The sequence below is a fragment of the Ruegeria sp. YTSA072 genome (genome assembly GCF_059610285.1).
This window is the reverse complement of sequence record NZ_JBXWNI010000021.1, coordinates 37,482-49,155: the sequence shown is the minus strand read 5'-3', so window position 1 is coordinate 49,155 and position 11,674 is coordinate 37,482. Positions and strand designations below refer to the sequence as shown.

At 52.1% G+C, this 11,674-nt stretch carries 10 protein-coding genes; 5 read left to right on the top strand and 5 right to left on the bottom strand.

The features are described 5' to 3' along the window. Positions 1 to 74 precede the first annotated feature (74 nt). From AC2FIB_RS21400 to AC2FIB_RS21390, 3 genes are all read right to left on the bottom strand, one after another. A complete protein-coding gene (locus AC2FIB_RS21400; protein ID WP_496737564.1) occupies positions 75 to 1,178 on the bottom strand; it encodes a hypothetical protein in 1,104 nt (367 codons plus the stop codon). After that, positions 1,162 to 1,386, bottom strand: coding sequence for a hypothetical protein (locus AC2FIB_RS21395; protein WP_496737566.1), 225 nt, complete (start codon positions 1,384 to 1,386; stop codon positions 1,162 to 1,164). Before AC2FIB_RS21395 ends, AC2FIB_RS21400 begins: the two co-directional genes overlap by 17 nt. 552 nt (positions 1,387 to 1,938) lie before the next feature. Continuing rightward, positions 1,939 to 2,073 carry a hypothetical protein gene (locus tag AC2FIB_RS21390; protein WP_255415467.1) on the bottom strand — a complete coding sequence of 45 codons (135 nt, stop codon included), beginning with the start codon at positions 2,071 to 2,073 and terminating at the stop codon, positions 1,939 to 1,941. Between the two features lie 367 nt (positions 2,074 to 2,440). On the opposite strand from AC2FIB_RS21390, the gene AC2FIB_RS21385 reads away from it, so the two are divergent. The 4 genes from AC2FIB_RS21385 to AC2FIB_RS21370 all read left to right on the top strand — a co-directional run bounded on the left by AC2FIB_RS21385 (position 2,441) and on the right by AC2FIB_RS21370 (position 6,222). Beyond that, positions 2,441 to 4,099, top strand: a complete 1,659-nt coding sequence (locus AC2FIB_RS21385; protein WP_496842691.1) for a TadE/TadG family type IV pilus assembly protein — start codon at positions 2,441 to 2,443, stop codon at positions 4,097 to 4,099. Continuing rightward, the gene (locus AC2FIB_RS21380) at positions 4,096 to 4,629 is read left to right on the top strand and encodes a TadE/TadG family type IV pilus assembly protein (RefSeq protein WP_496737569.1); all 534 of its coding nucleotides are present in this window, start codon (positions 4,096 to 4,098) and stop codon (positions 4,627 to 4,629) included. The genes AC2FIB_RS21385 and AC2FIB_RS21380 overlap by 4 nt, the downstream gene beginning before the upstream one ends. Positions 4,630 to 4,633: 4 nt before the next feature. Next, positions 4,634 to 5,188, top strand: a complete 555-nt coding sequence (locus AC2FIB_RS21375) for a TadE/TadG family type IV pilus assembly protein (protein WP_496737571.1) — start codon at positions 4,634 to 4,636, stop codon at positions 5,186 to 5,188. Between the two features lie 221 nt (positions 5,189 to 5,409). Next, positions 5,410 to 6,222 (top strand): hypothetical protein, encoded by an 813-nt coding sequence (locus AC2FIB_RS21370; RefSeq protein WP_496737572.1) that lies wholly within the window; start codon positions 5,410 to 5,412, stop codon positions 6,220 to 6,222. A 556-nt stretch (positions 6,223 to 6,778) separates the two neighbouring features. On the opposite strand, the gene AC2FIB_RS21365 is transcribed toward AC2FIB_RS21370, so the two are convergent. Then, positions 6,779 to 8,296: an adenylate/guanylate cyclase domain-containing protein gene (locus AC2FIB_RS21365; RefSeq protein WP_496737629.1), complete on the bottom strand. Its 1,518-nt coding sequence runs from the start codon at positions 8,294 to 8,296 to the stop codon at positions 6,779 to 6,781. Positions 8,297 to 8,772: 476 nt separating this feature from the next. After that, positions 8,773 to 10,242: a tetratricopeptide repeat protein gene (locus AC2FIB_RS21360; protein WP_496737574.1), complete on the bottom strand. Its 1,470-nt coding sequence runs from the start codon at positions 10,240 to 10,242 to the stop codon at positions 8,773 to 8,775. Positions 10,243 to 10,634: 392 nt separating this feature from the next. Between AC2FIB_RS21360 and AC2FIB_RS21355 the strand changes: the two genes are divergently transcribed. After that, the gene (locus AC2FIB_RS21355) at positions 10,635 to 11,432 is read left to right on the top strand and encodes a GNAT family N-acetyltransferase (protein ID WP_496842690.1); all 798 of its coding nucleotides are present in this window, start codon (positions 10,635 to 10,637) and stop codon (positions 11,430 to 11,432) included. Positions 11,433 to 11,674: the final 242 nt, after the last annotated feature.

The following is an 11,674-nucleotide window of genomic DNA, read 5'->3' as shown; positions in this document are numbered from 1 at the left end:
TGAAACCATCATCCCGATGGATCAGAGGCCGATGATGCACTAACAATCAACTTGGACCAGTCAGATGAGGCTGCTCAATCTACTTCCTCCGGTTCTCCATCAACATCATCGTCCTCCTGGCCGTCGGCATAAACGCTTCCGTCATCCGAAATGCCAAGTGTGGATCTTACCGATTCTTCATCGGGATTGGAGGCACGGACCGCGCCGAGGACGCGGTCTTGCTGTTCCTCCGCGACGATTTTGTCCTCAGAAAAATCGCCTTTGTAATGTCCCAACAAACTGGCCTCCGCTTCATGCACCGCCTCCGCAGCCGCCAACTGATCGTCCGTCGGTTGCGCTATCGGATTTCCGTCCTCATCTGTTGTTACGTCGTGCGCATCTTTCACCGCTTGTGCGGTTTCCAAATCTTCAGGCGCAATCGTACCGGGAGTGGACGCCTCATCGGCAAGAACCTGTTCAGCTTCCTCCAGCGTCATTGGAGCCGTGTCCAAATAATCATACGCCGCAGCAATTTCCTTCACTTCTTCAGGGCTCAAGTCGTAATCTTCACCCATGACATGATTGAAATTTGCGTCGGCTGCGGCAAGGCCAGCGGCCAGGCTCACCGGCCCTGTACCTTTCGCATACTGTCCGTTCGCGATATGCGCGAGTTTTGCATTTACACTGGAGTTAATGGCACCATTCAGTTTGCCGAGGTTACGCGGGGCAAGCGTGCCATCATCAAGGAGTTTTGCTTTTCTGCTTGGTGGTCTCGGGGATTGCGCGACACTCGCTTTACTTGTTCGTGTTGTGGTGGTCCGTGCCTTGTTCCCTTTGAATAGACCTTTGACACCGTTTTGCTTCAGGTTACGGCCCAAGGCCTGAAAGTCTTCCTTCACAGCCCGACCCAAACGACTGCCGCTCTTTGACTTACGACTTTTGCTGGCAGACTTCGTATTTACCCCGTTCAGCGTTTTGTCGGAACCCCATCCCCTTTTGGCACCTTTTTCACCGTTGTCGCCGCCCTTTCCGCCACCGTTGCCACCTCCATTATCCCCTTTTCCGCCGCCGTTACCTCCACCTTTGCCGTTACCATTTTTTGCGTATGCGTAATCGGTAGCGAGAACGGTCACGACTGGCGCGACCACAAATGTAGACAGTACGATTGCGGAGACGCTCACTTTAAGGAAGTTCAACACGGTAGAAATCCTTTTCGTTTAGAGAAATACTGGTCAGCGGTGGCGAACGAATGCCATCCTTAAAAACGTTGTTCAAACACGGCCAGAATGAGGCAGCTATTCGACTTTCAGGAGTTGTTATCTTTAATGGAATATTAACAACTTGGCCTTTATTTCCAAAAGAATCACTTGGGGAAATAAAACTGATAACAAAAGCAGTAGTTTTCAAGTTTCTGTTTCCAGCAGCGGTCAAAAAAAACCGCTAAATCGGAAATAATAGGTGTGTTAACACTCGGTTAATGTGAGGTCTGAAAAATAGCAAATAGTTTATTTTTACGAGTTAACTATGGTTAAGCAAAGCAAAAGGGGGCTATTCCCGCCTTTAAAAGACGCCGAGGCCGAAACATTTGGCCCGGACAAGAATAGCTCCCTAAAACCTACGATAAGAAGGGCTATATTTGCTGCCCCAATATTGTTGTATTTTCTTCTAATGGCCTTTTTTCTAAATAGAGCGTCTGCCGAAAGCTATATATCGATCCCGTGGTAGATGAAGGCTTTTGCCCTGAGATAGACAATGAGGGTCCGCGCTATCAGACGAGACAGCGAAAGATAGTTCTGTTCGTCCACTCCGCCTGCTGAGCAATCATTCAATTGGTTCCATAGCTCTGCGCCGCAGCAAACGGCAGAAATGTCCGCAAAGCAGACATCGGGCTGAAACTACCGAACGTCCGCTGCGAGCCCGACCTGCTCATTCGACATAGCGCAGCGAAGGTCGGCTTTTTCATGGGTTGGCCACAAATGCGGCTCGAATCGCGGCCTTCATCGCGTCCTGAGGCCCTTGTTCTTGCGCCTTGCTGGATGCCATCACCAGCTTGGAGGCAGGCGTGTTTCTATGTTTGTTTGCATAGTCTACCATCTGCGCGTTGCCCTTGGTGCTGACCGCAGCGCTGCAGGGTGCTCTGCCAGATGGGATGAATGGCCGTTTTCAAGAAGGCAGCCCCATTTTTGAAGCCTCTATATTAACCAGACATGAATGAATCGTTCTTTTCCATAAAAGATAATCCCTCCAAATGACCAGCAGGCCGCCACGTTTTTGACATATTCAAATCACAGATTTTATAGAGGTGCTCTCAGTTAAGAAATAAACATAATTCCAAATTCTTAGAGGGATTCTGAGTCAATGCCCTAGTAAATGTTTCCGTAATTGCAATACCTGCAATTGCGAGCTTTTCCCTAATAGAAATGAACTTATGGCAGCTTTCCGCCGCTAAAGGAGGTTATAAATGCCTACGAATTTTGTAAAATCAACGAGCTCTAGCGTTTCTCCTGCATTCGGTGTGTGGAAAGGTGCTCGACGTCTTGCCAGCGACGAGGATGGCGCGCTTACTATATTCGCCCTCTTTATGTTTGTGGCTATTGTCGCCTTTGTGGGAATTGGTATCGATTTCATGCGCTACGAGAGCGAACGTGCAAATTTGCAGTACACGCTGGATCGGTCTGTTTTGGCTGCGGCGGATCTTGATCAAAAGGCGGAACCAGAATCTGTCGTTCGTTCGTACCTGGAAAAGGCGGGCCTTCTGGAAAATCTGACCAATATCAATGTAGTCAACGACACTGGTTATCGTGAGGTATCGGCGACAGCCATGTCCGAGATTCCGACCCAATTCATGCACCTTTCCGGCGTCGAAACACTGAACGCCCCTGCCGCAAGCACTGCCGAGGAAAGCGTCGGTTTGGCCGAAATCTCAATTGTGTTGGACGTCTCGACCTCTATTGACCTGCCTGCACTGCAAAAAGCTACGAAAAGCATCATCACACAGATTGGAACGAAAAACGGGGCTTGGAGCAACGAGATTTCATTCTCCCTGATTCCATATTCCAGCCAGGTTAACGCCGGCAAAGAGTTGCTGAAGTACTACAATCTCGACCGTTTTCATGACTACTCGCACTGCGTCAACTTTATCGACAACGAATTCAGCAAGCCTGATCTTTCTCTGACCAGAGTGCTGGAACAAACGGCTCATTTTGACCCTTACACCGAGACAAAAGAGCCGATTCAGCATCCTGTCTGCCCAATCCGCGACGGATCGGCGATCCTGCCATTCCAAAACAATGAAACAGTGCTTCATGACTATGTCGATGGCTTGACCAAGCTAAGCAACCCAGTGGCAGACGAAGATTCTGGCCTGGACAACGGTGCAAATTGGGGCCTTATTTTACTGGATCCGAGCACACGCCCAGTCATCAATGGTCTGGCCACTCCTGTATCCGCAGATGGTGATGGTATCGTCCCGGAAGCATTCAAATACCGCCCAATGGATTACAATAGTAACGTTCTAAAAGTTCTGATCCTGGTGTCCGACGGGGACAATACCGATCAGCACATGCTCAACCCCTCGATGCGTACTACCTTGTCGGATTTGTGGTACAATGAGGAAGCCGATCGTTTCTCAGTCTTCCAATCAAATGGCACCCCTATGTATTGGTGGCCTCATGATAACAGCTGGCAGGATCACCCTTACGGCAACGGGGACTCACGTTGCACAACCAATGGCAGCAAAACTTCATGCGTTAAAGAAGACGAGCCCGGCAAGTCGGTACAGTTGTCCTACGTTGAGCTGCTGAACCTTGTGTCCTTGGAATACATCGAAAACAATATTTTCACCCAGTCGCCAAGTGCCTATGGGCAGTGGGAAAGCAGCGCGTTCAGCAAGAAAAATGCAGTAGCCAAGGATGCGCGCACCAAACACGTATGCAAGGCCGCCAAGGATGAGGGGGTGATTGTATTCAGTGTCAGCGTCGACGCCCCGACGAACGGCCAAAAGGTACTGCAAGGTTGCGCAAGCTCCGCCAGTCATTATTATGATGCATCGGCCCCTGACCTCACAGATGCCTTTACCTCGATCGCGTCTTCCGTCCGTATGTTGAGGTTGACACAATGATCCGTAGGTTGATTTCCGCTCTAGCTAAGCTCCGCCGCCATGAAGACGGAAATGCGACCGTCGAGTTTGTAATCGTCTTCCCAGCCATCTTTTTCTTGGTTCTTGCGGGGCTGGAGCTTGGCATAGTAACCTTGAAACACGCGCAGTTAGAGCGTGCCGTCGACTTGACAGTGCGCGACATCCGGCTAAACACCGGCATCAACCCACAACACGACGACATCAAGGCGCTCATTTGTAGCCGTGCCAGTTTTATCAAAAATTGCGAAACCAGCGTGCGCTTGGAAATGATCCGGCAGGATCCTTTTGAGGCTATGAAAGTACCAACTGTCCCTGACTGCACTGACCTCTCCGAAGTGGCTCGCCCCGTGCGGACCTTCCACAACGGCCTTGAGAACGAGTTGATGGTTCTTCGGGCCTGCGCCAAGATCAACCCCGTTTTTTCAACATCCGCAATGAGCAAGGCATTGGTCAACGAAGAAGGCCAGTACGCCCTGACCGCTACAACTGTCTTCGTACAGGAGCCTGGTTAGTACCATGATTAAGCGACTTCTATCTCACTGCCCGAAAAGTTTCCGAGCACGGGAAGATGGCTCGATTGCCGTCGAGGCAGTCCTCGTTGCCCCTATGCTCTTTTGGGCGATCATGGCGGGATATACGTATTTCGAAGCCTACAGGCAAAGTGCTTCGAACATCAAAGCGGCGCATACGATTGGTGACCTGATTTCTCGCGAAACCCGGGAAATCAACAGCGCCTACATTGACGTGATGGAAGAAATGTTCAGTTTGATGGTGGCCAATCAATCTGATCTGAAAATCCGAATTTCGTTAGTTCTTTACGATGTGGCCGCCGACAGCCACTCGGTGAATTGGTCTGCAATTCGCGGTGGATTTACTGAAAAGCTGACCGACGCAAATATTGGCCAATATAAAGATGCCCTGCCTCCGATGTCGGATCAGAACACGCTCATCCTGGTCGAGACGTCCAACACGTTTGTCCCGCTCTTTAGGGTAGGCTTGGGCAACATAGAACTGAAAAACTTTATTTTTACCCGTCCGCGCTTTGCAAACAATATCAAAGGGAACGTCTAAGTGCCTGAGCTCGGCAACGAAGGGTCCCCGTAGGTGCCGCCAAGGCCCAAGCGTTACTCCCTCAGATCAACAGCGGCCGTTATATCAAGGCGCAGCGGAATCAACTAAAGAGCCCAAACTGCTGAATGCTGCACTGCACACGATTGTCCGCTGTTATTTGGTCGCCAAAGCGCGTTGCTAGATTTTTTTCCCATCAAGCTTGCTGATGCTACGAATAAGTTATGACAGATTTTTCGAATGAATTTTTTGGCCAGCCAGAACAGCAGGACCTGCAACGCAGGGCGGACCGTATTTGGACATTGGTCAAGAATGACCCGACTTATTCCTGCCATGGCCGCGCGGTGGGCCTTAGCGCGGAGAACGACATCGATTTGGTGAAGCAAATTGCGATGACTCGACTACAGGGCGTTTGCATGGCCGAAGGAACTCCTGTCGAAGCTGCCGATCGTAGGCGTGAAGGGCTTGAACAGCACGGTCTGAAAACTGATCAGTTCGTTGACTGGCAAGGGGGCGCAGCATCGCTTGAAGCCGCGGCCATGGTTTTGGCGTCGCGCAAGTTACCCGAAGATCTCGAACTCTTGCATGTGGATGCGCAAACACCAGGTGATGCCCTGGCCAAATTGGATACGCTCACACAGGCATGCGGAGTCCTGCTTCCGATGGGCGCGTTCATCCGCGGGCTGAGACGCCCGAGCGTGTGTTTGTTGGCACGTGACCGCAATGGGAAAGTCGTCGCGGCAACAGCAGCCGTTGCGCAGTTTCATCCTGATCACCGGAATGCCGATCAGGCTTGGTGGGGTATGCTAGCGACAGATGAATCGCGGCGGGGCGAGGGGATTGCCCTGATCATGGGCGCAAATTCAATGCTTGCTATGCGTGATCTCCATGGTCTTGGGGCTTTTTTCACAGGGATCCGTGAAGGTAACGCGCCTTCTGAAGGTTTGTGCAGAAAATTGGAGATGGCACCAACTAATGACGTGCATCTCATGGCGATAGACCCGGGCGTGTTCGCAGCGGGGCGGTTGACCAAATAAGCCGTGTCTTAATTGCGTCCTTGGAGTATGCGACTGCTCCAAGCTGAGCGACACAAGCCGACATTCCCAGAGCGAATTCAAACGGCAGCTTTGTCCGCAAAGAAGCCGTTCACTGAATTCAGCCGAATGGCCGCCTTGAGCCCAGAGCCGAACTCCCAATGACAATCGCACAGCCCATCGATTTGTGTTAGGATTAGCACCTCCGCGGCCCGGGAAAATGCCAAGAGGAGGCATTGGTTTTTGATCGAAGCCGACATTGGTGTCGCGTAAGGAGAATCCGATGGTTTGTAATCCTGTGCCACCTAAAGTCACTCACGTTCCAGATTTCCATGCGGTCGCAACTTGTCCTTTCTGCCGGGAGCAACGGATCGTTTCTCATCACGACCTAATGAGTTCTGGACTCGCGATTGATGGTACTGCGGAATGGGTTTGCTCGCTTTGTAGAGGTATCAAAAGAAAAGCGGGTCAAAGAGACCCGGTTGTTTAAGCGACAATAAACACATTTACTCGGCCCAAATAACTGAAGGCGATCTAAGCGCAGAAGGCACAAGCATTCTCATTCGGGGAACCCGGCCATTCGCAATCCGTCTTCAAGCGGAACGTTCAGCCCATCACTGACACCGATTTCATCTCTGCAATAAGAAATGTACTCAGAAATGCGAAATCCTGGGTCTATCTCCAGAACACGGTTGCGGGCGTTTTCCGCCTCGTTCATCTGGCCCAACTGAGCAAGCGCTATGGCTCGGTGATAATGGAAATTTATGGCGCGTGGATTTAGACTTATGCCCTTGTCCCCGCTTCTTAGAAGAGCTTCGTAGTCCTCTTTGACGATATTGGCTAGGGACACTGCAATGTAGGTTCGAAAGGCGAATGGGTCGCGCGGGCTGATGCGCAGTGCAACGCGCGCGCGTATCAAGGCCTGATCGGCCGCTGCTATATAGGAGTAAAGCAGGCTGCTTGATGCCCAAGCCCAGGCAAAACTCGGGCTTTTGTCGATGGCCTGCTCGACCAGATCAAGGCCATAAGTCGGTTTCCGGTCGAGAAAGCCGATTGTATAGCCAGAATAGGCCAATACTTCGGGGTCATCTGTGTCCTGTTCAAGTGCGCCGCGGGCAAGTTCAAGGCTCTTGATCCTATCATCGCCCGAAGGACTCTTGCCGAAATAGTGCCAAACCGTTGCAATCCACGCCAGCTTGGCGCGTGCCTTGGCAAATTCCGGCGCTTCAGTCAGGCTCGCCTCGAACCATTCGGTCGCATCCTCTATGCGTCCGAGGTGAAGGGCATGCTGGCCCCTTAGATACATGTCGTAGGCGTTCATGTTTTTTGACTGTTTCCGCAAGACACGCTTGATTTCTGCGCTCTGGATTTCTGGCGCAATTGAGCTGACGACCTCAGCGGAAACCTCATCCTGCAAATCGAATACGTCTTCTGTTACGCCGTCGAAGCGCTTTGCCCAAATATGAACACCTGTCTCTGCATCGATAAGTTCGGCTGAAATCCTAAGGCGCTTGCTGCTACGGCGGATGCTGCCCTCTAGTATGTAGCGAACACCTAGCTCCCTCCCAATCCGGCGCACGTCAACAGACAGCCCTTTGTAGGAATAGGACGAATTGCGCGCTATGACAAAAACCCATGGCACGTGGGACAGGGCAACGGTGATGTCTTCTGTTACCCCGTCGGCAAAATACTCGTCGTCGTCTTCATTAGACATGTTGTCGAACGGAAGGACCGCGATCGAAGGTTTGTCAGGCAGACTAATTTCGGCAACCAGCGGCGTCGAAATCTGCGGACTAGTGCAATATACATGAACCGGATCAGCTATGTTCTTCAGCTCGACAAGACCTTTGCTATCAAAGGCTATATCTAACTTTCCGGCAACGTCGTCCCGAACGCGGGCAGAGACGGCGATTCCACCAGGAGCGGATACAGATTCAAGACGGGCGGCGATGTTGACACCGTCGCCCAGGATATCATGGCCATTAGCAATAACATCTCCGCAATGAACGCCCATTCGAAACTCGAAAGGATTGCCAACTTTTTCCTGCGCGTTGCGTTCGTACATTTTCCTTTGCATCGCATCGGCGCATGACACAGCGTTGACCACCGACGAAAACTCCACCAGGAATCCACCCCCGTAGATTTGAAGATGCGCCCGGAATGCAATGCTATGAGAAGTTCAAGAACCGACATATGGGACTTGAACGCGCGGATCGCTCGCTCCTCATCCCTGCCGACCAGAGCACTGAACCCTACGACGTCGGCTACCAGAATTGCCGCTAGACGCCGTTCAAATTTTTTTTCATTAGCCATCGACTTAGGAGTTCGCTGGATTTTATTTCGATTTTAGTGTGGCTAGGTGGGTCACAAGACGCAATGGCTAAGAAAGATCAACAACTCCGTTACCTCACAAAGTTTTGGTAGCTGAAATAAATGGCGGTTTAGTCCGCATGGCAGTCGTTCGGGCCATGGTCGCTATGCGGCTGCTTTTGCCCAAATCGGTCGATGCTGCTGCAAAAACTACAAAGCACCGACCAAGTGTGTTGTTGCCACTTATTGAAGTGCGGCGAGGCTTCTTGCTCTGTTTGGAGAAAGATCCAGCGTCGCCTGATAAGCGACCGCAGCTTCATTGGGTTTTCCAAGCTCCATCAGCATGTCCCCGAGAAGTTCTCGTGCCGGAAGGACGTGGCCGGGTGTGACCGGGCTTTTGCCAATCTTATCCTCGAGATCAGCCGCGGCTGCCTGCTTAGCAACTGCGGCCTCAGAGGCCCCACCCGCCAGTTCAAGCCAGGCTTCCACCGACATGATCTGTGCTTCGGTCAACTGCGCCCAATAGCCCTGCCCACGCTCCTCCATCACAGCGTGCAAAGACTTGAGCTCGGCAAGCGCGCTTTGCGCTGTATCAACATCACCGCTACGGGCCGCGCCGATACCGATCGCGAACCACCGCATGGCTACAGTTTGCGGAAATTTTTCCCATGGAATGACCGGATGCATCTCAGGCGACAGTGCCGCCGCGACGTCCCATTGACCCTGCTCAAGAGGCAGCCGAACGGGTGCAGCCGCTAACGCATAAGCGCTTCCGAAACTGGTCTGATGATTTTGAATTGCGAGCATTTCGTCGACCAGCCCTGCAGCTTCGTCTGTATTCCCAAGTTGTAGGTGGCCGTAAACCATGTAGTCGATCGCATGCGCATAATGGCTTTGTACCACGTCTTTTGATTGCTCAAGAGCTGCTTCAGCGGACCGGCTGTTCAGATCAATTGATTTTTCCCATTCTCCTGTTCGTGTAAAGATATGAGCGGGCATATGCAGCGCATGTGGAGCGCTTGGAGCCGTTTTATCGTAAATCTCGGCGTACGGCCTGCCTCGCTCCTTGAGTGGCGGATTGTCATAGGCGTGGATCGCGTAGTGAATGACGCCAGGATGTTCTGGTGCCTTTTGATGAAGCGCGTCGAGCGTATCACCCACCTGCGACTTTACTTTGGTTCCGTCTGCCCCTCGCGGCGCCGTTGCAAGGCGCGCCAGCGCCGCAAACGCCGCGGCGTCCAAGTCGTCTGCATGTTGGTCCGCAGCTGCCACCTGTTTCTCCGCCCACGATTTAAGCTGAGCGCGGTAGCCTTCCTGGCTTGAGGCGTAGAAAGCAACAGCGGCGTCGATCAATGCTTGTTCAACGGCGCTTTCGGAGGACATTGACGCGAGTCTTTCCGCTGCAGCAGACCCTCTCTCTGTTTCGGCTTCACTGGGAGTGCCCGGCCAAAGAGGGTGAAAGTTCGACATCGCGATGCCCCACTGTGCAATGGCACAAGTTGGATCCGCAGACGCTGCTTTGTCGAACGCTTCTTCGGCTTGAATGTACATCATGTTGTGAATGAGATTCAGACCTTCGTTGAAAGCCTGGTCCGCTTTTGGGTTGCATGTCGTCTGGAAATTAGCCTCCGCTGAGACTGCGGGCGCGAAAACAAAAAACGAGCTAATACAGGCGACAAAAGTATTGCGGGCTTTGGTATGCAAATGCTGCATCTATCGTCTCCAAATTAGATATTGTCCGAAATTGTTTGAGCGTATGGCTCGGCGGCATCATACACAAAATTGTGCGATATGTCCGAACTGTCATCTAAGCGGCGATGCGCTCTGTTCGATCGAATATTTTCTTACGCGGCGTGTCCGCGTTATCCGCTGAGCAGTCGTTCAAGCAAAGCAAACGTGCCGCAGCGCAGCTAAGGGCAGCTTAGTCCGCAAAGCAAACTTTGAATCAAGTTGCCGCGAACGACTGCAATGCGGACATGGCTGCCACTCGCCCTTTCCCAAAATCCTCTATGTGTCGCAGTCTTGCGCGTGACGTCCGCTTGACGACACGACCCCTATCAAACGATCATCTCCCAACTGTCATGTGGTACTTCGAGGGAAATCTCATGGAAGTATTCGGAAGTGAAGCACAACGACGCATGTCAACCATGGGCGAGCATCTTATGCAGCTGTTGGGTGATGACCCTCGGTTTTGTAGCCATGGGCGTGGTATACAGATTGCCAACGAATATAGCGGGGCGTTGGATGATGCCGTCGCAATGGCCCGAATTCTTGGCATCACGGCGATAGAAAGCATACCGCGTGAGGAGGTTGCGTCGGCGCGCGAACGAATTGAAAGCGAGGGTTTAAAGACCGACACGATTGCTTGCTATCTTGGCGGTCTGAACTGTGTCGAAGCCGCTCGGCAAGTGGTTGCAACTCAGGCGTTGCCCGAAGATTTATCCATACGAGTGATTGATCGCAGCTCTCCGCCAGAATGGCTTGAAGCTTTCGCGGAAGTCGCGTTGAGCCACGGTGTTTTACCGCCAATAGGTCCAGTGATGCGCGGATTGTCTAGGCCCGGATTTGCTATGGTCGTCGTTGATAAATCAGGTGCCCCAATCGCAACTGCGGGCTCAGTTCTGTGTCATCCCTCCAGCAGTCGGCTGCATAGTCGCGCACAATGGGGGCAACTCTCGACCAAACCTGAACGCATGGGCGAGGGCATTGCAAAAGTCTTGGGGGCGATAGCTCTAATTCACTCGCATGAAAAGCTTGGGGCCACAGGGTTCAAGACAGGCATCGCTCCGGGCAACATTCCCTCTGCACGGCTTTGCGAAAGACTTGGCTTGGAGGACAGTGGAAGCGACATAGTCGCGATCATAGACCCTCTCGTATATTCAGAAGATCGGTTAACCAAGTGACCCATCCGGCTGTCTGTGGTCGCATTGTGTAATCAGTGCTACCAAGAGCCTGAGTTAGTTCCTTAAAAAAGGTAAAACGGGGTAAACTCTAGTTTCATTTGGGCTAAAAGCGGTCGTCGTCGGCGGCGTGTCAGAATGGCGGTCTGGACAGTCTTACAAGGGAGCGTGGTGTGGGGAATGGACTTCTACCGCGGATCTGGACGTACTAGGCAACGCAAGGAGCGTGCCAACGGATCGAAGGC